The organism is Nocardiopsis sp. Huas11, from assembly GCF_003634495.1.
GTDB lineage: Bacteria > Actinomycetota > Actinomycetes > Streptosporangiales > Streptosporangiaceae > Nocardiopsis.
Genome location: NZ_RBKY01000001.1, coordinates 2,022,473 through 2,047,159 on the forward strand (window position 1 = coordinate 2,022,473; position 24,687 = coordinate 2,047,159).

Sequence of the window (24,687 nt, forward strand, 5' to 3'; positions counted from 1 at the left end):
GATGTCGATCATCGACCGGCAGAGCGGCCGGGAGGAGCGCCGCCAGCAGCGGGCGGAGCGCAAGCGGCTCAAGGAGAAGCGTGAACTCCAGGAGCAGGCCAGGCGGCCGGACCGCACGAAGGAGCGGGAACGGGAGGTCGTCGCGCCCCTCCTGGGCTGGCGGCACCGGGGAGGCGGGGCCTCGCCCAACATCCCCAACGCGATCGAGTACCAGGCGACGACCGCACAGGTCTGCGGACTGTTCCCGTTCGTCACGAGCAGCAAGCCGCCGTCGGTCGGGACTCCGATCGGCCGCGACCTGCTCTCAGGAGAAGCCGTCTGCCTCGACCCGATGGCCTGGCTGCGGGCCGGGCTGGTCACCAACCCCGGATGCTTCGTGCTGGGGCAACCGGGCACCGGGAAGTCGACCTTCGTCAAGCGGCTGGTCACGGGCGCGGTCGCCTTCGGTTCGCAGGCGATCATCCTGGGCGACACCAAGCCCGACTACACCGACCTCATCCAGCACCTGGGCGGGCAGGTCATCCGGATCGGGCGCGGCCTGGACCGGATCAACCCGCTCGACGCCGGACCGCTGGGCTCGGTGATGGACCGGCTCTCCGACGTGGAACGGGAGAAGCTGCGCTGGGAGGTCCGCTCGCGGCGGATCTCCCTGCTGATGGCCCTGTGCACGCTGATCCGCGAGGGCCGGATCGACAACTCCGAGGAGGTCGTCCTCGGCGCGGCCGTGGATCTGCTGGACGAGCGGCTCTCCGGGCGCCAGCCCACGGTGATCGACGTGCTCGAAGTCGTGGAGGAGGGCCCCGAGGCGCTGAGGTCGTTCGCCCGGTCCGACACCCGCGACCAGTACGACAAGCGCGTGGACGACCTCGTCTTCACGCTCCGGCTGCTGTGCACCGGTTCCCTGGCCGGGGTGTTCGACGGGCCGACCACCAGGCCGATCGACATGGAGGCGCCCGGGATCAGCGTCGACATCTCCCGGGTCGGAGCCGCCGGCGACAAGCTGCTGACCGCCGCGATGCTGTGCACCTGGAGCTACGGCTTCGGCATGGTCGACGCGGCAGCGGTGCTGTCCGAGCACGGCCTCATCCGGCGCCGTTCCTACATCGGTGTGATGGACGAGCTGTGGCGGGCCCTGCGCGGCGCCCCCGGACTGGTGGAGTTCGCCGACTCCCTCACCCGGCTCAACCGCTCCAAGGGCATGTCGTCGATCATGGTGACGCACTCCCTCAACGACCTGGAGGCGCTGGCCTCCGAGGAGGACCGTGCCAAGGCCCGGGGGTTCGTGGACCGTTCCGCCATCACGGTCCTCGCCGGTCTGCCTCCCCGCGAGCTGGCCGCGGTCAACCGGATCACCCCGATGACCGCCCCCGAACAGGGTCTGGTGGCGTCGTGGTCCTCTCCCGACTCCTGGCAGCCCGGGGCACGCCACCCCGGCCGCGGCAAGTACCTCATCAAGACCGGCGCGGAGCGGCTCGGGATCCCGGTGCAGATGACGCTCACCCGCGACGAACTGCGCCTGTACGACACCGACCAGGCGATCCGGGGAGAGTGAGACCCGACCATGGCTCGCGAGAAACCGAAGTACCAGGTCCGCGGCGGCGCGGCCGCGGCCGGCGCACCGCCGCTGCTGATCCTGCTCGCCCTCTGGGGCACCGTGGGCCTGCTCTTCCTCTTCTGGCTGTCGGCGCGGCTCGTGGCGGCCGTCGCAGGAGGCTCCGTCGGCTCGTTCGGCGCGATGTGGGTGGTCTCGCTCGTGACGTGGGACACCGGCACGACCTGGCCCGGCACTCCCAGTGGGGCGGTCGTGGCCGTGTTCGCGGTCCTGTCCACGGTGGCGTCCGTCGGGGCGTGGCTGTTCCTGCGGTGGCTGAGGAACACGCTGTACGGGGAGTCCGACGCGATCGCCGCGCTGAACAAGGACAACGACACGGTCGGCGAACTGGCCCGCCCCGAGGCCGCGGAGAAGGCGGTGCGGCTGCGCAGGCGCTCGCTGCGGGGCATGAAGGGCAAGACCCTGCCCGAGCCCGAGGTCGGACTCGTCATCGGTGACATGAAGGGCACCGGCAAGCGCTCGGGGCCCCGCCTGTACGCGTCGTGGGAGGACACGGTCCTCGCCTACATGGCGCCCCGAGCGGGCAAGACGACCGCGATGGCCATCCCCTACGTGCTGGACGCTCCGGGCCCGGCCCTGGCCACCAGCAACAAGGGCGACGTGTGGGCGGCCACCTCGAGGATCCGCGAGCGGACGACGGGTGAGCGGATCTGGCTGTTCGACCCCCAGCACATCACCCACCAGGGGCAGGACCTGTGGTGGAACCCGCTGGCCAACGTGCGCAGCGTGGAGGACGCCTACCGCCTCGCCGGCCACTTCGTGCTCACGATCGACGACGACTCCAAGAAGGACATGTGGGGTCCGGCGGCCCGCGCCCTGCTCTCCCAGCTGATGCTCGCCGCCGCCCTCGGCGGGGAGGACCTGGCCAGGGTCGGCGTGTGGCTGCACGACACGAAGCTCCCCCAGCCGGTGGACATCCTCTTCGAACACGGCTTCACCGCCTACGCCGAGGCGCTGCGCGAGACGCAGAACATCGTCGCGGAGACCCGTGACGGCATCTACACCACGGCCCGCACCGCCGCCCGGTGCCTGGACGACCCCGAGATCATGCGGTGGGTGACACAGCCGAAGGACCTAGTGGCGCCGGAGTTCGACCCGCGCGCCTTCGTCGTCTCCCGGCAGACGCTGCACCTGCTCAGCAAGTCGCGCGCGGCGTCCGCGCCGCTGATCGCCGCCCTGACCGACGCGGTCTTCCTCGCGGGCGAGGAGGCGTCCGAGGGGCAGGGCGGCAGGCTCGACCCGCCGCTGGTGGCGGTCCTGGACGAGGCCGCCAACATCTGCAAGATCGCGGACCTGCCCGACATGTACTCCCACCTGGGATCGCGCGGGATCGTGCCGGTCACGATCCTCCAGAGCTACCGCCAGGGCGTGCGCGTGTGGACCGAGAACGGCATGGAGGCCATGTGGTCGGCCGCGACGGTCAAGGTGTTCGGCGCCGGTCTGGACGACCACAAGATCGTGGACGCGCTGTCCAAGCTGATCGGCCAGCACGACGTGTCGACCTCGTCCTACAGCTACGGCCAGAACCAGGGCAACTTCTCCGTGCAGCTGAGGCGCCAGGAGATCATGCAGGGCTCCGACATCCGCCAGATCGACAAGGGCGAGTGCCTGCTCTTCGCCACCGCGGCCAAGCCCACGCTGCTGCGAATGCGCCCGTGGTACCGGACACCGAGAGCAAAGCTCGTCACCGCCGCGATCAAGGAGGCCGAGGAGCGGATCACCGCCGGAGCCCGTCTGCGCTACGACACGCCCACCCGTCGGTGAGAAGCCGGACAGGACCGTTCGACCTGAATTGACAGGAGTTCCCCATGGCAGACCCTGGAAGACTCGAACTCGTCCGGGACGCGTTCCGACCGAATCGCCAGACCATCCGCACGAAAGCCGACAACAGGGTCAGGAACCTGGACCGCGAACGCGAGAGTGCCGACAGGCAGCAGGACGCGACCGTCAGTCGAGCCGACGCCCTCGCTCGCAATGTGAACGTTACCGACCAGGAGCTGGTGACAGCGGCCGAAGCGGCCGGAGGTCGTGCGAAGGCCACCGCCGACGCCGCGTTCAAGGCCTTCGGGGACACGGTGGAGGGACAGACGAAGCGGCTCCGCGAGCTCAGGACTCGGGGGACGAGCCGGGATCTGGAGGCGGCTCTCCGGGGCGTCGATACCGTCATGGAATCGGCGTGGCGGAAGTTCCGCGAGGGGCTGGGGTCGGCCGAGGCGATCGTGCGTGAGGCGAAGGAGTCCCTCGGCACCTCGGCTCACCAGCTCCAACCGGAACGGCCGAAGCTCCACGGACCGACGGCGGACGCCCTACTCGTGGAGCGGTGGAACGAGACCGCGCGGAGCGCGCACACGGCACAGGGTCGGCTCCAAGGAACGGCGCGGGACACACTCCGTGCCGCGAGGTCGGCTCAGCGAAGGCTGGGCCCGTCCCAACACAGGAACCGGACTCAGAAGTGAGTCCGACCACGCGGCGCGAACCCCCGGCGCCGACAGCCACATCCACGTTCCTTATCGACAAGGAGTGACGACATGGCAGGACGTACCAAACGCACACTGGACTTGCTCCGCCCTTCCCGTCGTGATGTCGAGTTCGAGGCGGTAGCGACCAAGACGTTCTTGGCCGGGGAACTGCAGAACGCGCAGAACAGCGCCGACACGTTCAACGACCAGGCGGCGGCCCTTCTCCTCGAACTGGACGTCTCCCACCCTGAGTCGAAGGACGCTACCAACGAGTACAAGGCACAGGTGGCCAAGGCGGTGGAGCAGGTGAGGCCGGCGGCCGCCGCCTACATGAAGACGGTCAAAGAGAACATGGACAGGGTGAGTGCTGCCCAGTCCATGGAGACGAGCTGGACGATGGAAAACACCCTCCGCCTCGTCGAACTCTCGATGTCTGAGGCCCGTCAGGATTTCAACGGGGCCTGGCGATCGGCGCAGGCTCTCGTGAAAACGGCGGCGAAGACACTCACGGACCGCGTGGCCCGAGTCGCCCGCACCGCGAAGCAGGCCACAGCACTCCGCGACACGCCGCGCCGGCCGAAGCTCGGCGGGCCGGCGAAGGACACGTTGCGGGGACGTCATGCGGCTCACCAGCGAAAGGCCTCCGCTGACCGTCGAGGTGGAGCGCGCCGATGAGACGGGCACCGCGCAGTCGGCCTCCGGTGGCACAACGCACGTCCAATCCGACCCGGTAGAAGGTGAGCGATCATGGCTGCCCCCACTGAGGCCCCACCGGCCCCCCATGTCGGAGAGGACCGGGCGACGCGGCACGAGAACAGCAACGCCAACGCCAACGCCGTCATCTCCCAGCGAGGAGGTTCGACCAGCGCATCGAGCGCGAGGTCGGCTCGCAGCGGGAACGGTGACCACGCCTCGGAGTTCACCAGCGCGATGGGCTCGATCTACGACATCTCGGCGAAGGTCCTGGACTTCGTGACAGGTATCTTCTTCGGACTGCTCAACTTCGCGTTGAGCCTGGTCAACCTGCTCGCCGGGCGCCCCCTCCGCCGGTTCTTCCGGTGGCGCCTCAGAAAGGGCCGCATACCGACCCGCGCGCGGACCAGAGCGCGAATCAGGCAGGCCAGGAGGGCGACGAAGTCCATGGACAGGGCTCTCGGGAAGGTCCGGGAGCGCGCCGGGGCCTACGTGGGCGCGGCCAAGATCCAGCGTGCACTGATCATCTCCCAGGTGCGCGAACGTGTCGCGGGCGAAATACGACAGGCACGGCACCAGCGCGACGTGCGCGTGGATGAGGCTCGCGTTCGGGCCGGTGGCCTGGTCGTCCAGGCCAAGGTGACCGGCCGCAAGGCAGTCCAACGAGCCGAGAACCAGAAACGGGACCTGATACGCAAGGCGGACGGCAAGGGCCCCGAGGCCGAGCGCAGGGCTCGGACCCAGGGGGAGGCGATAGTCCGGCGGGCCAAGCTCGAGAGCGGACAGCGTGAGCAGAGGGCGACGCGCAGGGCCGACCAGATCATCACCAACGTGCGCAGGGCCGAGAACGCGAACGTCCAGGCGACGATCCGCAGGGGCACGGCGGACCTCAGAGACGTGGTCCGCCAGACCGACCGGCTGGTACGCACGGCTGAGGATCGGGCCGGCCGCGCCGTCGCCGCGGCCGAGTCGGCACACAGCGCCTACAAGGACCAGGTCAACGAGCGCGTGAAGGACCTTCAGGCCCTGCGCAAGGACAAGAAGACCCCGAAGGCGGTCGCCAAGGAAGTCCTCCGCACGGACAGCAGGACGGCGGCCGCCCAACGGAAGCAGTTCAAGGCCGGAATGGCCGCGACCAACCCCGCGAGCCTGCCCAACGTCCAGGTGAACGCCACGCAGAACGCCCACCTGGGACGTGCCGGAGGGCCGACCGGGCCGCGGAACGGACCCAACCGACCGACTCTGCACGCACCGGGGCTTCCCCGACAGCAGGGGCGCACGACCGCACAGGGCCAGGGGGCCAACTCCAACGTGGGACGGCTGCGACGCCCAGCGCCTCAGCGCCAGCAGAGGGCGGGGAGGCGCCATGGCACCGCCCGTCCGTGACACGAGCGTACGCGGGCCCCTACCGAACCCGTGGTCCACTCCGCGCCCGGACGGCGGCTGGAGTGGTGTCGCGGCGGGGGGCCACCGGGCCCGAACGAGCGCCTGGAGGACGTTGTGAGCCCGAAGCACACGAGCCTGCTCACCGACGAGGTGGCCGAAGCGCGGCGGCTCACCGCCGCCCGGTTCGCCGAGCTCAAGGCCAACATGGGCTCGGAGTCCGGGGACAAGGGCGGTGGCGGCGGGAACAAGGACTTCGCCGAGGCCCTGCTCCTGGCCGTGATGGGTTCCACTGTGAGCCGTACCGGCCTCAGCAACCAGGGGTCGCTCGCCAGGGCCGCCGTCCACGGCGCCCTCCGCAAGCGGAGCGAGCAGAGCAGGGGCGCGGCGTTCTTCGCGGAGGAGCACGTCGGATACTCGCCCAACGTCGCCATGGCCGCGCTCGGCCTTGCCCGCAAGGCCGACCCGCGCATGGTCGCCCAGGCACTGGGCGTGGACGTGGCCCGGGTCCGCCAGGCGCAGCAGAGCCTGCGGCTCCAGGACATGGACGGGGTCCTGCGCGCCGACTACCACACCGGCGTGATCGAGCAGGCGGCGCGAGCCAACCTCTGGCAGCAGGGCCCGGGCGGCCCGGACACTCCGCCCGAGCAGGTCTGGCGCCTGGCCCTGGACGAGAACACCGATCTCGGAAAGATGAGCGCCCGGGACCTCGCCCAGGTGTGGTTGAGCGCCGCAAACTCCCAGGAGCCGGGCGCCCGGGAGGCGCAGGAGAAGGCCTTCGACGCGCTGGCGGAGAACCACCACCTGGAGATCGCGGAGTCCATCGAGCGGCACACCTGGAAGGACGTCAACTTCGTCGGCGACCCCCACTCCTCGCGCATCGACGCCAACTCCGTCATGTCCGCCGCCTCTCCCCAGGCGGACGGCCGGCCCATGCAGACGATGGAGGAGGTGTGGAACAAGGCCATCCCCGCGGTCAAGGACCCCGGAGCCGACCCGAACAAGGTGCGGGACAGCGTCGAATCACTGATCGCCGCGGCTCTCGACGGCAAGGCGCCGGGCGCGAGCCTGCTCCAGGTGGTCAACGACGCCAAGCGCATCCCCGGGTTCACCGAGGCCTACAACAAGGGCCTCGAGAAGTCCGAGGCTCGCGCCGCCAAGGGCGGCGCCGACACGTTCCCCCAGGGAGAGGCCCTCCTCTACGCCCTGGACAAGAACCGCGGCTTCCCCACGAACGAACCCCGCGACCGCGACCAGGACGTGCGGGCGGTCAACGCGGGCGGGGCCGCGCTCCGGTCCCCGAACGATCCCGCCGTGGCCGCCGACCCCCGCCTGGTCCTGAGCGAGGGTGCCAAGCTCCCGAAGGGCGTGGGGCAGGTGAGGCTGGGGCAGGAGCGCCTCGGCGCCTCCGCGGTCAACCGTCCGGAGGTCGGGCTGGCCGAGGCGGACGCCCGGCGGACCGGCGCCGCGAAGGGTTCCACCGATGTCCGGTCTGCGAACGGCGCCGGGGTTCGTGCCCGTCACGAGGACGGCCAGGGCGTCCGTGTGGACAGGAAGGAGCGCCGCGCGGAGATCACGGCGGGCAACAGGCATTCCGGTGAGCAGCGCCAGAACTACCTTCGCGGCAAGGCCGCGAGCACCGTCGGTGGCGACTCCCAGCCGCCACAGGGCAAGCGGGCGGCCCAGGCGGCCAAGGTCCGGCTGATGGCCTCGCACAACCGGCACCGGCGCACCACCGCGAGCACGACGACGCGGCGCACCACCACGACGACGACGCGGCGCGGCGCCGCCCGCTGACGCGGGGCCTTCCCCGCGTACCCGACACGACGAACCCTGAGAAGAAACGGCGCAGGACATGAGCACTGAGCAGGAGCACGAGGCGGGCGGGACGGCGGACGTTCGCCTGTCGGACCGGGAGGAGCCCGCGTACGCGGAGAGGCTGACCGCAGGACCTCCCGGTGTCACCACGGAGGCGCCGGGCGTCGTCGCCGCGGTGAACCAGGGGGACGGCGCCGCCGACGCCCTGGAGGACGACGACGAACCCGCGCCCGAGCCCGTGTTCAAGAACGTCGAGGAGTTCGTGCGCCTGCGGTTCCTGCCCGTCTACGTGCGCCCCGAGGGCGGACAGTTCCGCTGGTGCAAGGAGTGGTGGCGCCACGCCGAGGCGGTCTCCCGGTTCCAGGCGCTGTGGCACGCGTGGGAGGTGCTGCGCTGGGAGGCGGGCACCGGCATGGCGGTCTGGTACCGCGACCACCTCGACTTCCAGATGAGCATCCTGCTCGGCGACAACGGCCCCTTCCGCGAGTGCACGTCGCGCCGCCACCAGGACCCCCGCCCCCTGCCCGCCGACCCCGCTCCCGAGGGGTGGTTCGAGGACGAGTGGTGATCCGTTCGCGGACGGCCTGACGCCGGGATCAGAGGGGCTCGTGGCACTTCCACGGGCCCCTCTCGCCGTGTCAGCCGATGTTCACCCGGGCGTCGCCGCGCGGCCCCCCGACGAGGGCGGTACCGTCCACCGGCGTCGATAGACAGGTACCGCCCCGCCGCCGCGGGGAACGGCGGACCTGAAGGGTGTGCGGGTGGACCCCCTGCAAGTGGCACTGACCCTGGGCAGCGCCTTCATCGGCGCGACCAGCCTCCTCGTCGCCTCGGTCGCGCTCGGTGCGCGCTGGGAGGGACGGGACGAGGCGGACCTGATGCTCGCCGAGGCCAAACGCTACGACCTGGCGGTGTCGCAGGACCCGCGCGTGGTCGAGGCCGAGGCCCTGCGCGCGGCCCTGGACGCCTACGCGTCCGCGGACCGCCCCGTGCAGAAGGCCCTGGAGAGCGCCGACCAGAGGGTCGGCCAGTCCGAGAACGAGGCCGACGCCCGGGAGAAGCGCGTCCAGGCGAACTTCGAGAAGCTGAGGGACACCGAACAGGGCGTCGACCAGCTCCTGCGGCTCAACCGGCCCGCGGGCGTGCGCGGGGCCCTGCGGGAGGCGGGCCGGGGGTTGGCCCAGCCGTTCCGGAGCCGACACGCGCCGGAGCCGACGCGCCGGCCGGTCCGGGGAGCGCGTTCGTGACCGGGGCGCTGGTGCTCGGGACCGCCGCCGCCCTGCTCGCCGCCGCGCGCTGGGCGCTGACCCGCCGCCACACGGCCCGGCGGGTGTATCCGCCCCGCGGAGTCGCCGAGGAAGCCCTGCTGGCGGGCGCCGAACGGTCCCTGGAACGCTCGCGGGCGCTCGGCGCGACCACGGGCCACCTCTGGGCCTGGCGCGATCTGCTGTCCGACACGGCGACGGAGGCGGCGACGGTACCGCCGCCGTCCGAGCCAGGAGCGGTCGGCGGATCGGACGGCACCGGCCGAACGAACGGCACCGACGGCCGGCTCGACACGCTCCGCCACGAGCTCGACGCCGCCGAGGCACGGATACGAACCGCCCTCGCCGACCTCGACCGCCACGCCGGAGCCCAGCGGAGGAGGGCCCCGTGGAGTGGCTGATCGCGGCCGGCGCGGCGCTGGGGTCGCTCGTCGTGACCGCCGCCGTGGTGTTCCGCAGGAGTCTGGGCAAGGCCCGCCGGGGCGGCCGGGCCAAGGTCGACCACATCGCCAAGGAGGCGGAGCGGATCCGCGCCGCCGCGAACCGGCGCCTGCTGGAGACCGAGATCGCGCTTCCCCGGCTGCGGGTCGAGGCGCGGAGCAAGAAGCAGGCCGGGACCCTGCACCGCGACGTCGACAGCCTGCGCACACGGCAGAGGACGGCGGAGGAGCGGGCCCGGCGGGCCGCACAGTCCTTCAACGCGATCCCGCGCCGGCACCGGGACCTGCTCCACCGCCTGGACGAGGCCGGACTGCTCGTCGAGACGCCCACCGGCCCGATGATCGACACCCGCGGCCTCTCCGGACGGGCCCTGGAGGTGGCGGCGGCCGTCGGACGCGACCTCCAGGAGCTGGAGTGGTACCGCGAGAACGGCCTCAAGGACGGCATCAGCGGGCCGTTGGGGACCCCGGCGTTCACCGAGGAGCGGGCGCAGGCCCTGCGCGAGGAGTTGCAACGCCCGGGCCGCGTGGACGAGGAGGGCCTCCGGGAGCGGACGCGGCGGGCGGTCTCGGGACACGATCTGCTCACCGACGCCCCGGCGAGCCTCGCCGAGGCGGTGCGGGGGCGCACGGGTCCGGCGCGGCGCATCAGCGTCACGGGAGCCCGCGGGGGCGACGACCGCACCCCCGGGAGGGCGTTGTGAGACGAGGAAGGGGGCGGTCATGGGCCCGCTGGACACCGGTGACCTGATCATGCTCCTGGTCGCGGTCGCGACCGTGGCGGTCTGCGTCCGGGTCGGCGCGGAGTCGGTCGGGCGTGTGCGCGGCCACCGGCTCGATCACCCGTCAGCACTGCTCGGTCTGGAGTCGCGGGACGAGGAGCAGGCGCTGCGGCGGAGCTACTCGGAGCGCCGGTACGCGCTGGTGGAGGCGGCCGGGACCCGGATACGCGCGGGCGCGCGGCTCGGCGGCGAGCCCGACGCGGATGGGGGCGCCCCCACGCCCGTACGGGTGGTGGACGACCTCGACCGCGCGCTCGCGCTCCTGAACGCCGAGGAGGAGTCGGCCCTCGCACGGGTCCAGGCCGGCCACGCCGGCCGGCTGGCCGTCGCCGAGCGCGAGCGCGCCCGGGCGTGGTGGCTGGACGTCGCCTGCGCGGGAACCGCCGTACTCCTCGCCGGAGGGTCGGTGGGAGCGGCGGTCGCGGCGCTGCTGTGACGCCGCAACCTCAGCGCCGCTCCGGCGCGTGCCTTCCCCCGGGCGCGGTGCGCCCGGGGGAAGGCAGGGGGTGGTACCGCCGGGGAGGCACCACACCCGGGAAAGGGGGAACGTCGGTCCGGGACGGTCAGACCTTGGTGGCGCTCCCCTTGTAGCGGGCCAGGTCCTCGTCGGTCCAGCACTCGACGTTCTCGATGTCGGGCATCCGGTCCTTGGTGAAGACAGGGTCCGCGCCCTGCTTGCGCTGCTGGACGAAGTCCGTGAGCAGGCGGCAGGCGATGGGTGCCAGCACGGCCAGCGCCGCGAGGTTGACCAGGGCCATGATCCCCATCGTGGTGTCGGCCAGGCTCCACACCAGGCCGCCCGAGCCGATCGCGCCGAGGAAGGTCACGATGACGACCAGCACGCGGAAGCCGGTGCGGGCCGCCGGGTTCTTCGTCAGGTAGCCGACGTTGGCGTCCCCGTAGAAGGTGTTGCCGAGCACCGAGGTGAAGGCGACCAGCAGGATGATCAGCGTGAGCAGGTGCAGAGCCCAGGGGCCCAGGTTGGTCTCCAGGGCGTTCTGGGTGAGGGTCGGCCCGGCCTCCTCCGTGAAGGTGGGGTTGGAGACCAGGATGATGAAGGCCGTGGTGGAGCAGACGATCAGCGTGTCGAAGTAGACGCCGAGGGTCTGCACGAGCCCCTGCTTGACCGGGTGGCTGACCGAGGCGCTGGCGGCGGCGTTGGGGGCCGAGCCGAGTCCGGCCTCGTTGGAGAACATGCCGCGCCGCATGCCCTGGACGATCGCGGTGCCGATGCCGCCCGCGGCGATCTCGCGGATGCCGAACGCGTGGGTGATGATCTCGGTGAACACGACGGGGATCTGGTCGATGTTCATCGCGACCACGGCCAGGCCCATGAGGAGGTAGATCCCCGCCATGAACGGCACCAGCAGCGTCGCGGTCTTGGCGATCCGGCGTCCGCCGCCGAAGATGATCACGCCGGTGGCGACGGCGAGCACCGCGCCGACCGCGTAGGAGATCCACGACGCGGCGTCCGTGCCCGAGGCCGTCGACACGGTGTTGGCCACGGCGGCGGAGATGGTGTTGCTCTGCACACTCGTGAACACGAGGCCGAAGGTCACGGTGATGACGATGGCGAAGAGCACGCCCATCCACCGGGAGCGGAGCCCGTACTCCATGTAGTAGGCGGGACCGCCGTGGTATCCGTCCGCGGACCGGACCTTGTACAGCTGGGCGAGGGTGGACTCGACGAAGCTGGCCGCGCCGACCAGCAGGGCCATGGCCCACATCCAGAAGACCGCGCCGGGACCGCCGAGGGCGATCGCCGTGGCCACGCCGGCGATGTTGCCGGTGCCGATGCGGGCGGCGGCGGACACCGCGAAGGCCTGGAAGGCCGAGATCGGTTTGCTCCCGTCGGGAGCGAGTCCGGGATCACCGCGCATCGCGCGGAACATGTCGGGGATCATCCGGAACTGCACGGCGCCCGATCGCACCGTGAAGTAGATGCTCAGAATGAGCAGGAGGGGGATGAGGAGGTAAGCCCAGAAGGCATCGTTGAGGGCGACGATGCCCGCGTTCACTGCATCCACAGGGGGACGTTCCCTTCGTCGTCGGCGGAGACGGCGTTGTCTCGCTCCGCGACCGGTTCTTGTTCCGCAGGGGGCAGGGCGGAGTCGGGTCTTCTGCTGTCAGGACACAAGGGGTGGCCGCTGCCGCCGAGATCGTCGTCGGCAGGACACCCGGGCCGCCCGTGGATCGCGGGTGGTGGGCCGCGGACTAGGTAACGGCAAATCCGCCCGGACCGCAAGATAGATCACGAACGTGCATGGCCTGTGCCACTCCGGCCGCCATCGGACCGGTGCGGGCACAACGGACCCTGGGGCTGTGTGCACACCCTTCGGCGCCCATGAGCCACGACCGGCGCGTACCGCACTGGACTGGCCTTTCCCCCGCAGAGGGCATCCCGCACGTCCGTACGGTACGGATCACCCGCGCGTCGGCCGCACCGTTTCCGGGACCGAATTCCAACGTGACGCGGATCACTCACATCAAGGTTGAAGCGATGACTCTGGACAACCATTCGCACACATTGAGCAACTCTCGCGATTTTCGATGTTATAAAAATGAGACATGTTGCCAGCGTGTTAACTAGTTCGCTACGCTCGCCGCCGTGGTACAAATCCGTATAGCTCTGGCCCAGACCAACCCGACCGTGGGTGATCTGGAAGGTAACTGCGACAGCGTCGTCGCTCACGCTCATCAGGCGAGCGACGCTGGAGCCCATCTCGCTGTTTTCCCCGAGATGGTCGTCACGGGATACTCGGTCGAGGATCTCGCCCTGCGGGACGCTTTCGTATCCGCATCCACTAAAGCAACTCACGCCCTCGCTGAACGGCTTTCCGCCGAGGGCCTCGGCCACCTTCCGGTGGTCGTCGGATTCCTCAGTCGCAGGGAGGGCCAAGGACCGCGGTTCGGACAGCCCTCCGGCGCACCGCAGAACTCGGTCGCGGTCCTGCACCAGGGGCGGATCCGCCTCGTGTCGGCCAAGCACCACCTGCCGAACTACGGGGTCTTCGACGAGTTCCGGTACTTCGTCCCCGGCGACACCCTCCCGGTGCTGCGCCTGCACGGGGTCGACATCGCGTTCGCCATCTGCGAGGACCTCTGGCAGGACGGCGGTCCGGTGGCCGCCGCGGCGGCGGCCGGGGTCGGCATGCTCGTCACCCTCAACGGATCGCCGTACGAACGCCACAAGGACGACGTCCGTCTCGCGCTGTGCCAGCGCCGTGCGCGCGAGATCGGCGCCACCATCGCCTACGTCAACATGGCAGGCGGCCAGGACGACCTGGTCTTCGAGGGCGACTCCCTGATCGTCGACGCCGACGGCGACCTCATCGCGCGCGCACCCCAGTTCGAGGAGGCGCTGCTGAGCACCGACCTGCGCCTGCCCCGGGCCCGGACCGGCACGGACCGGCTGGAGCGCACGAACGGATTCCGGATCATCCGGTACACGGTCTCCGAGGAGCCCGTCGCGCCCTACGAGTCGCGACCCCCGGTGCTGACCCCGCGCCGCGACCCGATGAGCGACATCGGAGAGGTGTACACGGCCCTCGTCACGGGCATGCGCGACCACGTCCGCAAGAACGGCTTCACGTCGGTCGTCGCCGGAGTCTCCGGAGGCGCCGACTCGGCCCTGACCGCGACGATCGCCGCGGACGCCGTGGGGCCGGAGAACGTGCACGCCCTGGTCATGCCCGGACCCGACACGAGTGAGGCGGCGCGCGACGACGCCGAGGAGCTGATCAAACGCCAGGGCCTGACCCGTCGGCTCTACCCCGTGGGCCAGTTGTTCGAAGCGTTCGAGTCGGCGATCGCCGTGGACGGCCGGGGGCGGCGCAACCTGCTGGCGCAGGCCCGCGGCGCCCTCCTCATGGCCCTCTCCCAGGACGAGGGCCACCTCGTGCTCGCCTCGGGCAACAAGACCGAGCTGGCGACCGGCATGTGCACCCACTACGGGGACGCCCTGGGGGCGTACGCGCCCATCAAGGACTGCTGGAAGACCCTGGTGTGGGAGCTCGCCCGCTGGCGCAATGCCCAGGACGCCGGCGAGGGCCGGTACCCGCCGATCCCGGAGCGCTCCATCACCCGCAACCCGCTCGGGGAGTGGGACGCGGCCGCGCCGGACGCCCCGGAGCCGCCGAGGTACGAGATGCTGGACGGTCTGCTGGACGCCTACATCGGCACCGACCAGGGCGGTGCGGCGCTGACCGCCGCGGGCTTCGACCCGGGCCTGGTCGCACACGTGCTGCGCATGGTCGACCGGGCCGAGCACAAGCGCCGGCCCTACCCGCCGGGGCCCAAGATCAGCAAGCGCAACCTGGGCAGCGACCGGCGACTTCCCATCACCAACCGCTGGTTGGCCTGAGGCCGTAGCCGGAGTGGAGCGTGGTGCGCGAGTGGCTGCTCGGGCGGCGTCCGCCGCTAGGGCAGCCACTCCGCGACGTATGGTTCGAGCAAGGTGCGGCACTCCCGGGACATGTGGTCCGGCGTCACCGGGGCCAGGCGCCGAGGTCCATGACGAGGATCGAGACCATGGCGACGACGGACAGCGCGATCAGGACGGAGTCGAATACCAGGGAGAGGCGTCGCCACCGGCGGTGCTCCCTCATGCGTTCGTCGGTCTCGCGGTCGATCCGCTCGTACTCCTGTGCCGTCTTCGCGGCCTGGGCCTCGAGAAGGCCGTCCAGTCGCTGGAGCTGGTCCCGTTTCGCGGGCCCGTCTTGACCCGCGACCATGGAATCCACGACCTGCTGCTTGCGATCGACCACCTCCACCCGCTCCCTGAGCATGGCGTAGGCGATGTCCTGCTTCTTCCTGTCCTGTTCCGTCCTTATCGCCAGGCCAGAGGCGAAGAGGCCGCCCTGGCGCATTCTCGAATAGGACATGACCACGATATAGGCAGCGACAGCGAAGAAAACGTAGGCTACAACTTGCTGGTACATTGAACTCTTCTACCCCCGACCCGGCCGATACATCCGCTCTGTAGACGCAAAAGTCACCCCAGGCCCTTCTTCGGGGTCTCCCCGTTGCGGGACGAGAACCCGTCCCACCTTCGTGCCGATATATGGCGGTTCTTGGTGTCCGTTGCCCTGATCGTCGCGGCATCGGATTTCTCGCGGATCTTGAGCTCTTCCGAAAAAATCTTCCGCTCATCCTTGGGCAGTTTGACATTGTGCCCGTTGCCCGCCTGGGCCGTCAGGATGTACATCGAAGCCGACATGGCGTTGTTCACAACGAGGTCGTCCTTGGTCTGCGGATACGGACGGTACGCCTCATTCGCCCAGGAGTCGAACTTCCACCTCTCGTCATTTCTGACGTAGGCACCGCTCTTCAAGGCGTCCACGACGGAGATATCCCGGCTCACATCATCGAATTTAAATGACTCCACAACACTGTTGTTGATGGTCCAGAGGTTGTCTCGGAAGGCCTCCACGGCCCACGTCAGGCGCGCAGCGGCTTCCTCCGTCATCTGCGGCTTGTGGCCGGGAAGGAATTTAGGAAGACGATTGCCCTTGATAGGCCTGATAGTGACCTTCGTGCGCGGATCCATCATGTCCCAGAAGCTCTGGTCGGTCGCCCCATACCCCTTCCACCTGCCCAGGTAGTCGACGAAGATTCGTGTCTGCGGGTTCAGCAGCATGTCGATCGCGTCCTGGGAGTAGGTGGTGAGCCGATGTCCCCTCTCATACTGGAAAGCGATTTGTTTGTCGAAGGCGACTTGTTGGTTCCACCGGGCGGTGTTCGATTTCACCGCTGCGGCATAGCCCCTGATCCGACGGATCTCCCTGTTCTCCTCGAGAGTATGCTGCATCTCCTCGACTCTCGGCTTCAGGGCCGCGGCCACCCTGAGTCCGACAAAACCCAAGATAGTGAACATGGCCGCGAATGCAATGCTCAGGGCGAGTAGATTCATATCGAACTTTCGCAGATATAGTTCATACCTTGATTCATATGACCAGGTAGACCAGAATGAGCATCACGAGAGCCCCTGCGATCCCACATTGAGTGATGCTGACCTTCGCAACCGGCGCATCGCCCGCACCGGACCCGGTATCAGGCGAGGTCCTGGCGGACAGCGCCGCACGAACCTCGGACATGGTGAACGATATACGGTGATCGAACTGGGCCAACCCGTTCGATAGATCGGGCAGCTCTCTGCCGGTATCATCGATGATTTTGCCCTCGCCCTGCGTTCCAGCCGGCATGAGGGACGCGACCTCGTCGAGGACGTTGTTCTTCATCTGCACAGAATTTCTGGCGTTGGCCAGGAGTACACCTCTGCCCTCCGACTCCTTCGCCTCATGCATCATTATGGAAAAACCAGGAGAGAACTTCATGCGATAGACGCCCTTCCTGGCCATGGCCACCGTGATCATGATGCGCGCAAAGTAAAGCACGGCGACAAGTACGAACACATAGACCATCTCAGCCCTCCACAACTATTTCACCCACCATGGCGAAGCTCCGCCATGATTTCCCCGGAGACGACTACTGGAGGGCCTTGCCCCTGCTTCCCGGCGGGTCCGGCAGCAGAGGCCTGTTGTCCGAGTTCACTCCGAGGCTCCGAGCGGCCTCGGTGGAGGCGCCTCCATGTGCCTGCAGAGTTCTCTTCATCAGATCTCCGAGAACCGGGTCATTGCGAAGCACCCCCAGAATCCGGCCATTGGATTCGATTGACCTCTGCACGGTCTCGGCCGATTCTGCCTTGCCCCTCGTCATGATCTCGAACAAATCGGCTACCACGTTGTCCGTCATCTTGTTGTCGAGGTGCTCCTCCTGCGCCTTGAGCTCCATCTTCTTCGCGACGTGCCCTTCCTCATGGTCCACCAGATGGAGTTTGTTCAGCTTCATCATCCGTGAAGCCGCCACCAGTTGCCCGACGGCACTCCCCAGAACGCTCCCATAGATCAGCGTGCTGGCGATGGACTGGAAAGCATCGAAAATAACCTGCAAGATGCGGCTCCCGGTCTTCTTATCGGTTCGTGACCTGATCGCGCTTCGCCGACCGCACCGGGAAGGATCCGCCGCTGCTGATCAGTCGTTTCCAGGAGAGTCCCTGCCCTCGCCCGCCACCCTGGGGTGAGAGGCTCTTGATGTTGACGCTCGACATGGTGACTCGCTTCGGAGGAGGTGAGGAGGGGAGAGGGTCGGTCGAGCCAAGGCACCGTTTCTCTCGCGGGAACCCTGACTGAACACACGGTAAAACACCAGGATGGCGTACATCATAGTGCTGGCCAGAGATTTTGTCGCACTTTGGGGCCAATGGTTTCTCATGTCCGGTAGGGCACGCCGAAGAAGCCATGTCACCGCTGGTCAGATGCCATCTCACGTGGGTGCCGAACGCCGGAGCTGAGCAGGGCCGCAGGTGTCAGCCGCGGTCGGTGCAGACCTCGCTCGACGGGGCGAGGACGTCGGCGGACCGCACCGCGACGACTCGGAAGCAGTAGTCGACCTCGGCGTTGAGTCCGCTGATCTCCACCGTCGCGGTGCCGCTCTCGACGTCGGCCATCGTGGTGGACGCCGCGCCCACGGGGCCGCCCACCACGACGTGCGGTGTCTCTCCGCCGGAGTTGTCCGTCCAGGTCAGGGACACGCTGAACGACTCGTCGCTCAACTCCACCTCCGTGGGGGCCAGGTCGGTCACGGCTCCAGTCCCGGAACCGTCCTCCTGCCCCGCCTGTCCCTCCTGGCCATTCCGGTCCTGTGACTCGCCGTTCGGGTCCTGCTCGCCCTGGGCCGCGCCGGACGGGTCCTCCCCCGTGCCGGAGAAGGAACGCAGGGCCACGAAACCGCCCAGGACGAGTGTGACGACGACCAGCACGATCCCGGCCGCGGTGAGCACACCCGCCGGGATCCGGCTCCGGCGCGGTTCGGGGTCGGAGCCGGAGAGGTCGTCCCTGTACATCCAGTCGTCGACCGGCTCCGGTTCCCGCCGCTCCGGGCGTGGAGGGTAGGGGGTGGCGGGACGGGAATACTCGGCGAAGCGCGGAGTCGCCTGAGGGGGGCCATACGACGGGGTCCGCGCTGGGGTGGTGGGCCCGGTCATGTCGGCTCGGCTCTCGTGCCGCGGCTCCGGAGCGGGCGGCGTACCCCCGGAGCTGGAGGAGGGGAAGGCCGTGGGCGCTTCGGGCGGCGCGGGAGCGAGGGAGGCCATGGACGAGACGGGGACGGCGGGAACCGCCGTGGCACCGGACGGGGAAGTGGCCCGCTCCCCTGCGGGATCGGCGTCCTCGGCACCAGAGCCGTCGGAATCGGAGTCCTCGTCACGGTCGGACCCGGAATCGGCGTCCGGCAGCCCTCTGAACCCCCGGACGGCGGAGATCGGCTGTGAAACCGCTTCCGTCCCGATCTCGTCGGCTTGCTCGGAGGCGTCGGACTCCCCGACCCCGTCACGGTCCTCGGGCTCCGTGCGCGGCACGACGTCGGGGTCGGTGGTCCCGGGCTCCTCCCACCAGGCGGACTCCGTTCCGGCGACGGACTCGGTCGCGTCCAGGTCCTCCCACCAGGGGTCGTCCGCCGTGTCCTCGAAGGATCCGCGCCGCCCGAGCACCGGCGTCGGCACGGTCCCGGATTCGGTAGCCGCGTCCTCCCACCAGGCGTCGTCCGCGCCCTCCTCGGGTTCAGGCTCCTCCTCGGCTACGGCCATGGCCGCATCGGGCCCAGGTCCTGTGTCCGGCTCCGGTTCCGCCGCAGGCTCCGGCTCGGTATCCGCCTCCGCATCCGGCCCGCGGCCCTGGGAGACCGGAGCCGACTCCAGGCGCAACTCCCGCGCGAATTCCGACGCGCTCCGGGGCCGAAGCTGCGGGTCCTTGTCCATCGCCCGCCGCAGGGCCGACGCCAACCACTCCGGCACGTCCTCGCGGGACAGTGCGGGTACGGGGGCCGTGAGCACGCGGTTCCTGTACTCCCCCACGCTGACGGCCCCGTCGGCGTCGTCGAACGGAGCACGCCCTTCCAGGAGGGTCCACAGGGTGGAAGCGAGCCGGTAGACGTCCGACGCGGGCCGGGGGTCCTGCCCCCGGAGTTCCTCCGGCGGAGCGTGCCGCAGCGTGGCCCGCGAGTAGTACACCGGGGGGAAGGGGTGGCCCAACGGCAGTGCCGAGCCGAAGTCGATGAGGGCGGGGCCGGACGGCGTCCTAAGGATGTTGGCCGGGGTCACCGCGTGGTGCAGCATCTCCATGTCGTGCACAGCGGCCAGGGCCTCGGCCACGGCCACGCCCACACCGGCGACCTCCTCCACGGACAGCGGGTCGTCGCGTTCCAGGAGATCCTGGTAGCTGCCGTCCGGGCTGTGCTCCATCAGCAGGTACGGGCGACCCTCGTCCGTGGTCCCGGCCCGCAGCAGCGGCTGGACCCCTGGACTGGCGGAGAGCGCGTCCCACAGGTCGTGCTCGGTCCTGCGGTTCAGTTCCGGGGACCGCTCCAGGAGCTTGACCACCACGGGGGCGCCGTCCGACTCGCGCTCTCCCTGGTACAGCGTCGCGGCGGCACCGCAGTACAGCGTGGTCAGGGAGTGTGTGTCCGGAACCGGCGACCGCGCCGACTCACGACGGCTGTTGCTCCGCATGCTGTGCCTCCTGCCCCAGGGCCCCGCGAGGACGCCCGTTCCCATGGCCGATGCGGCCCGCCCCACAGTACGAGGTGGCGCCTACGCCGCGTGCCGGACCGTCGACCGGAGTCTCTCGCCGCTCCGCACGGAGTGGAGGGTACGACGACACAAGCTTCACGTCCGACGTGCCACCGTCGATCCTGATGCTCCGGGCGCCGGAGAAGTTCGCGGCCCAGCGCTCCGATCCGGTTGGGGATGACGCCTTCTCCCGTGTCGGGTGTGCTATCCGGCACCGTCGGGCGGGGGCAGGGCCGGCGAACGGCGGGGTCAGGCCGTAGGGGGCTTCTTCTTCAGGCTTTCCTGCGACCTGCGAGCATGTGCGAGCAGACCGCCCTTCCGGCGGTCCTCCTTCTGCTGCTTCGCCGCGTCGGCCATGAACGACCCGGCGTCGCCTCCCCGCCGGGAGGCCCGTGATCGTCTGAAAGCGGCTCCCGCGTCCGTGGCACCCAGACTGGACGTGCTGAGCCTGCCCTCCTTCTGCGTGTCGTTGGACTCCCTCAACGCCTTGATGACGCCCCTCAGACCGACCTTGTCCGGGTCCTTCACCTGGGCACCTCTCTCTCGTAGCTCACGCGAGGGCCCGGACCGGCGACCCGCCGCGCGGTGCTGGAAGGGTAGCGGAGCGGCCCACAGCAGGGAAGGACACGTGGCGACCGCGAGGGCCGACGAACCGCGGACTCAGGGCCGGAGCGGGGCGGTGGCACGGTCGGACGACCCCAGAGCGCGGTGAACCGACAGGGGGAGACCGCCTCCGTTCCCGCCGCTATCATCCACACATCAGGCGGTCGGGGCTCCCCCCAGCCCGGACTCCCCCCGGATGGACCGGACGGATTGGACCCCCCATGCAGGAAGCTCATCCGCAGCCCGAGACCACCGATCCACACCGCACGGCGCTCGACGCACTCGCGTCCGGGTACGCGGAACGACTCGACGGCGTCATGTCCGCCCCGGACGCGACCGGCGCTCAGGTCTCCTTCTCAGCGATCCCCTCGGACCTCTTCCAGAAGGCGTTCGACGCCTGGAAGGGCACCCATCGGTACGCGGCGCGGTCGCGCGAGCACGCGAAGCGGGGGGTCTATCGCTTCAACCCTCACGAGCCCCGTGATCTTCAGGCGGTCGCCGACGTCCTGGTGGGCCGCGGCGACTTCCTCGCGGCGGCGGCCGTCCACGCCGAACGCGCGAAGCTGCACCACGACACCGTGAGTGTGGAGACCCGCGCCCAGCGCGCGGAGGTCGAGCGGACGGTCGCGGGACTGCTCGAACGGGCCGACCGGCCCGGTGACGCCCTTCAGGTGTACAAGGTGGCGCTCCAGCGGTTCGAGGCCGGGCCCGGGCGCCGCTCCGAGTCGGCCCGGTCCTGTCAGGAATCGATCTCCCGATTGGAAGCGCGATCGTACGCGGAACAGCGGCTCGCACAGGCGCGGTCCACCGACGCGGCGAACAACCTCGCCGCCGAGCGAGAGCGTCTCACCCTTGAGGCGGTCGAATTCTTCCAGGGCGGCCAGAGCACGGACGGAGTCCGCAGACCGAACTTCCGAAGCACGGAGGAACTCTCCCAGACACTCGAACAGCACCTCCGGGACGGGAAGCCCGCGAACGCGGAGATCCTAGCCAAGGAGATCGACTTCCGGTTGGCCGGCCAGGAACCCGGCCCCCACTTCCTCCGTAACCGGACGGCACTCGCCGAACTGCGCGAACGACGGGGCGCCGTGATCCCGGCCGAACCGCTCCGGGAGAGCGTCTACCTCACGTCGGTCCGGATGTACGGGCACAGCGACCCTAAGACGATCGAGGCCGCGCGCGCCTACGTCGACAACCTCAGATCGGAGTACAACCTTCGAACGCCGGAGATCTACGCCAAGGCCTACGCTGTCGCCCAGAGCGCGAGGAGGAAGGCCGACCACGGCCGTCTGGGCGATGCCCTCAGATACCTGGCGTCCCGGCGCAGAAGTACCCCGCCCGTTCCCAAGGATCTGTACGAAGCGGCCATGAAGTCCCTGGAGCGCAGCGCCATGGAGGCGGGTAAGGACGCGCGGCGCACCGCGGACCAGCTGCCACCGCGGCTGTACACGAACTCCCAGCGCGGGCTGAAGGGCGCCGTGGGCCGGGTCCGAAGGGGCGGAACACAGCACGGGGCGGCCACACGCCGCAAGGCGTTGAACGACGCTCCTCGGGTCCACCGCTCGGGCAGGTGAGCCCAGTGCCGGATCCGCGTTCCGCCGAGCCGCCCGTGAACGGCACCGACCCCATGGCGGAGCTCCGGGCACTGGAGCGCTCGGCCCTGGACGTCACGGCCGACCACGCGCGGCTCGCGGCGCGGGTGGAGCGTTTCCTCTCGGTCCAGGAGGCGCGTCTGCTCAAGGAGCGTTCCGGGCCCTCCCGCATGTTCGTCGTGCGGGCCGGCGACCTGGTGCCCACCGCCCTGCGCCGCCGAGGACTCGCGGCACTGGACCGGCGTGACCACGCGGCGGCGGAGGTTCTCCTGGCCGACGCGGCCGAAGCTCGGAGCCGGACGACCGACCGTCTGCGGCGGCTCCTACCGACGGTCCCCTCGCTCCAGTGGGAGGTGGACGCGGGCGAGCGGCTGCTGTGGACCATCCGCTGGGAGATCGGGAAGGCCCAGAGCGGGCGGGGCGACTGGGCCCGGGCCCGCGAGACCCTCGCCGAGGTCCTTGACCACGTCGGCCTCGACGGTCGCTTCAAGCCGGTACGCCGGGACCTGGACGCGGTCGACGCCCAGATCCTCAAGGAGACCTTGCGCGGGCGCGGAAAGACGGTGCGTGCGGCCCTCCAGGGCGCGCGACCGAAGTCCCGGAGGGCCCTCAGGCCGGGCCTGACACCGGAGGGGGCCACGACGCTGGGCAGGAGGCCGACCAGAAGAGGGGCACGGTAGCCCGAACGGACGGCGCGGCCGTCCCCGATGCGGTTGTCCGGGTCAGGTGGGCTCTTCGGTCGGGTCCGCGGAGGGGTCGTCCTCGGGGTCCGCCGAAGCGTCGGTGTCGTCGGTGCCCTCCTGCGGGGGCGGGCCGTACACGAAGCGCTGCCGGTCCTGCACGAGGACCGCGTGCCCGCTCTCGGTGACCGCCTCCACGTACGACGTCAGCTCGTCGCTCACCGTGTCCATCGTGAGGGCGTCCAGCACCAGCTGCTCGTCCTGGTCGTCGTTGGTGCGGATGTCCCCGTAGAACATGCCGTCGTGGGCGAAGGCCAGCGAGATGGACACGTCGTCGTCTTCCAGCGTCCACAGCACCTCGCCGGTGGCCGTGTCCACCGCGATCGCCGTCGCCTCACCGCTGGCCTGGGGCAGCATGAGGGTTCCGGTGGCGGCGTCGTGGAGGCTGCCGGTGAGCCCGGCCGGATCGAACGGCCGGCCGACCGGATTGGTGCCCGGCTCCCGCAGCGTCCAGAGCAGCTCGCCGCTGTCGGCGTCGTGGGCGGACAGCGTCGACGGGGACTCGGCCAGCGCCCAGCGCAGCAGGACGACCTGGTCGCTGTCGGCGTCGGGGTCCGCGTCGGAGCCGGAGGCCGAGTCGGAGGCGGACTGCTCGCCGCTCTCCTCGGAACCCTCACCGTCTGCGTCACTCCCGGAGCCGTCGGAACCGGAGGCCGAATCCGAGTCCGAGGCGTCGTCGGAGGCGCCCGTGTCGCCCTCGTCGCCGTCGCCCTCCTCGTCCGGGTCCTCGATGGCGGGGTACACACCGACGACCTGGGGCGCGGGCAGGGGTCCGGAGGCGGGCAGTCCGAGGTCCTCGTCGTGGCCGGAGACCGCCCACAGCTCCTCGCCCATGGCTTCGGAGCCGGAGTCGGGGTCCAGCGAGCGGGCCTGGAGTCCGGCGCCGCCGTCGGAGAGCAGCAGCAGGTCCTCGCGAGCCGCGACGGGTACACCGGTTCCGGGCTCGTCGTCCGCCGAGTCCGTGTCGGCGTCGGTGCCCTCGTCCTCAGTGCCCGTGTCCTCGGAGGGCTCGTCCTCGGGGGCGTCCTCTTCGGAGGTCTCGTCCTCGTCCGCGTCGCCGTGCGTGAACTCGTACTCCCACAGCACGTCGCCGCCGGCGTCGAGCACGGTGTACTCGCCGTCGGGCTCGTCGAAGCTCCACTCGTCGGGATAGCGCACCACGACGCCGTCGAGGTAGGTGTCGCCCGTCTCCTCCGGCGACCACACCCGCTCGCCCCGTGCGTCCAGGACGAAGGGCACGTCGTCGGTGTCGGCCATGAGCATGACCCGTTCGCCGTCCCGGTCCTCGGCGAACCCGCGGAAGCGCGCCTCGTCCTCCCAGAGGGTCTCGCCGGTGGCGGCGTCGTGGAGCAGGTGGCGGTCCTCACCGTCGGAACTGATGAGGAAGGCCGCCCCGACGGGGCTGATCCGCACACCCATGGGGTCGTTGAGGATGTCGGGGGCCTCGGCGCCCTCACCGTGCAGGTAGCGCAGGAGCTCGCCCTCGATCCCGGGCGGCGGGTCCCCCTCGAACTCGGTGGGGATGGGGGCCGGTTCGTCCTCCGGCTGGGGCTCCGGATCCTCCGTGTCGCCGGTGCAACCGACGACCAGCAGCATCACGAGGCCACAGGTGAACGCCTGGGGCACTCCTGGGCTGCGCATGGACGGTGACTCCCCGCGAACGACGACGTTTACG

The 24,687-nt window shown here is 70.0% G+C and carries 22 protein-coding genes; 14 read left to right on the forward strand and 8 right to left on the reverse strand.

Features of this window, described 5'->3' with window-relative positions:
* Position 1: 1 nt before the first annotated feature.
* The 11 genes from DFP74_RS08970 (at position 2) to DFP74_RS09020 (ending at position 10,888) form a co-directional block, all read left to right on the forward strand.
* The gene (locus tag DFP74_RS08970) at positions 2 to 1,552 is read left to right on the forward strand and encodes a hypothetical protein (protein WP_121181263.1); all 1,551 of its coding nucleotides are present in this window, start codon (positions 2 to 4) and stop codon (positions 1,550 to 1,552) included.
* A 9-nt stretch (positions 1,553 to 1,561) separates the two neighbouring features.
* Positions 1,562 to 3,376 (forward strand): TraM recognition domain-containing protein, encoded by a 1,815-nt coding sequence (locus tag DFP74_RS08975; RefSeq protein ID WP_121181264.1) that lies wholly within the window; start codon positions 1,562 to 1,564, stop codon positions 3,374 to 3,376.
* A 44-nt stretch (positions 3,377 to 3,420) separates the two neighbouring features.
* Positions 3,421 to 4,068 (forward strand): hypothetical protein, encoded by a 648-nt coding sequence (locus tag DFP74_RS08980; protein ID WP_121181265.1) that lies wholly within the window; start codon positions 3,421 to 3,423, stop codon positions 4,066 to 4,068.
* A gap of 72 nt (positions 4,069 to 4,140) precedes the next feature.
* On the forward strand, positions 4,141 to 4,746 hold the full coding sequence (locus tag DFP74_RS08985) for a hypothetical protein (protein ID WP_121181266.1): 606 nt from the start codon (positions 4,141 to 4,143) through the stop codon (positions 4,744 to 4,746).
* Between the two features lie 72 nt (positions 4,747 to 4,818).
* The gene (locus DFP74_RS08990) at positions 4,819 to 6,150 is read left to right on the forward strand and encodes a hypothetical protein (RefSeq protein WP_147453844.1); all 1,332 of its coding nucleotides are present in this window, start codon (positions 4,819 to 4,821) and stop codon (positions 6,148 to 6,150) included.
* Positions 6,151 to 6,264: 114 nt separating this feature from the next.
* A complete protein-coding gene (locus DFP74_RS08995) occupies positions 6,265 to 7,944 on the forward strand; it encodes a hypothetical protein (protein ID WP_121181268.1) in 1,680 nt (559 codons plus the stop codon).
* Between the two features lie 58 nt (positions 7,945 to 8,002).
* Complete coding sequence (locus tag DFP74_RS09000; RefSeq protein WP_233570888.1) at positions 8,003 to 8,533, forward strand: DUF4913 domain-containing protein; 531 nt, start codon at positions 8,003 to 8,005, stop codon at positions 8,531 to 8,533.
* A gap of 193 nt (positions 8,534 to 8,726) precedes the next feature.
* A complete protein-coding gene (locus tag DFP74_RS09005; protein WP_233570889.1) occupies positions 8,727 to 9,212 on the forward strand; it encodes a hypothetical protein in 486 nt (161 codons plus the stop codon).
* On the forward strand, positions 9,209 to 9,631 hold the full coding sequence (locus tag DFP74_RS09010; RefSeq protein WP_121181269.1) for a hypothetical protein: 423 nt from the start codon (positions 9,209 to 9,211) through the stop codon (positions 9,629 to 9,631). The genes DFP74_RS09005 and DFP74_RS09010 overlap by 4 nt, the downstream gene beginning before the upstream one ends.
* The gene (locus DFP74_RS09015; RefSeq protein ID WP_121181270.1) at positions 9,619 to 10,374 is read left to right on the forward strand and encodes a hypothetical protein; all 756 of its coding nucleotides are present in this window, start codon (positions 9,619 to 9,621) and stop codon (positions 10,372 to 10,374) included. Before DFP74_RS09010 ends, DFP74_RS09015 begins: the two co-directional genes overlap by 13 nt.
* A 19-nt stretch (positions 10,375 to 10,393) precedes the next feature.
* The gene (locus DFP74_RS09020) at positions 10,394 to 10,888 is read left to right on the forward strand and encodes a hypothetical protein (RefSeq protein ID WP_121181271.1); all 495 of its coding nucleotides are present in this window, start codon (positions 10,394 to 10,396) and stop codon (positions 10,886 to 10,888) included.
* A 127-nt stretch (positions 10,889 to 11,015) separates the two neighbouring features.
* Here DFP74_RS09020 and DFP74_RS09025 read toward each other — a convergent pair whose 3' ends face one another.
* Positions 11,016 to 12,479, reverse strand: coding sequence for a sodium:alanine symporter family protein (locus tag DFP74_RS09025; RefSeq protein WP_121181272.1), 1,464 nt, complete (start codon positions 12,477 to 12,479; stop codon positions 11,016 to 11,018).
* Positions 12,480 to 13,060: 581 nt separating this feature from the next.
* On the opposite strand from DFP74_RS09025, the gene DFP74_RS09030 reads away from it, so the two are divergent.
* Entirely contained in the window at positions 13,061 to 14,815 is a 1,755-nt protein-coding gene (locus DFP74_RS09030) for an NAD+ synthase (protein ID WP_199725566.1), read from the forward strand.
* Between the two features lie 124 nt (positions 14,816 to 14,939).
* Here the strand turns inward: DFP74_RS09030 and DFP74_RS09035 are convergent, their stop codons facing one another.
* The 6 genes from DFP74_RS09035 to DFP74_RS09060 all read right to left on the reverse strand — a co-directional run bounded on the left by DFP74_RS09035 (position 14,940) and on the right by DFP74_RS09060 (position 20,605).
* Complete coding sequence (locus DFP74_RS09035; protein WP_147453845.1) at positions 14,940 to 15,335, reverse strand: hypothetical protein; 396 nt, start codon at positions 15,333 to 15,335, stop codon at positions 14,940 to 14,942.
* A 110-nt stretch (positions 15,336 to 15,445) separates the two neighbouring features.
* Positions 15,446 to 16,327 (reverse strand): hypothetical protein, encoded by an 882-nt coding sequence (locus DFP74_RS09040; protein WP_147453846.1) that lies wholly within the window; start codon positions 16,325 to 16,327, stop codon positions 15,446 to 15,448.
* A 70-nt stretch (positions 16,328 to 16,397) separates the two neighbouring features.
* The gene (locus DFP74_RS09045; RefSeq protein ID WP_121181275.1) at positions 16,398 to 16,874 is read right to left on the reverse strand and encodes a hypothetical protein; all 477 of its coding nucleotides are present in this window, start codon (positions 16,872 to 16,874) and stop codon (positions 16,398 to 16,400) included.
* A 64-nt stretch (positions 16,875 to 16,938) separates the two neighbouring features.
* A complete protein-coding gene (locus DFP74_RS09050) occupies positions 16,939 to 17,403 on the reverse strand; it encodes a hypothetical protein (protein WP_121181276.1) in 465 nt (154 codons plus the stop codon).
* Positions 17,404 to 17,818: 415 nt separating this feature from the next.
* Positions 17,819 to 20,017, reverse strand: coding sequence for a protein kinase (locus tag DFP74_RS09055; protein WP_121181277.1), 2,199 nt, complete (start codon positions 20,015 to 20,017; stop codon positions 17,819 to 17,821).
* Positions 20,018 to 20,326: 309 nt separating this feature from the next.
* The gene (locus DFP74_RS09060; protein WP_121181278.1) at positions 20,327 to 20,605 is read right to left on the reverse strand and encodes a hypothetical protein; all 279 of its coding nucleotides are present in this window, start codon (positions 20,603 to 20,605) and stop codon (positions 20,327 to 20,329) included.
* Between the two features lie 296 nt (positions 20,606 to 20,901).
* Between DFP74_RS09060 and DFP74_RS09065 the strand changes: the two genes are divergently transcribed.
* Positions 20,902 to 22,254 (forward strand): hypothetical protein, encoded by a 1,353-nt coding sequence (locus DFP74_RS09065; protein WP_121181279.1) that lies wholly within the window; start codon positions 20,902 to 20,904, stop codon positions 22,252 to 22,254.
* Positions 22,255 to 22,259: 5 nt separating this feature from the next.
* Positions 22,260 to 22,952 carry a hypothetical protein gene (locus tag DFP74_RS09070; RefSeq protein WP_121181280.1) on the forward strand — a complete coding sequence of 231 codons (693 nt, stop codon included), beginning with the start codon at positions 22,260 to 22,262 and terminating at the stop codon, positions 22,950 to 22,952.
* 42 nt (positions 22,953 to 22,994) lie between these two features.
* On the opposite strand, the gene DFP74_RS09075 is transcribed toward DFP74_RS09070, so the two are convergent.
* Entirely contained in the window at positions 22,995 to 24,653 is a 1,659-nt protein-coding gene (locus DFP74_RS09075) for a PQQ-binding-like beta-propeller repeat protein (RefSeq protein ID WP_121181281.1), read from the reverse strand.
* Positions 24,654 to 24,687: the final 34 nt, after the last annotated feature.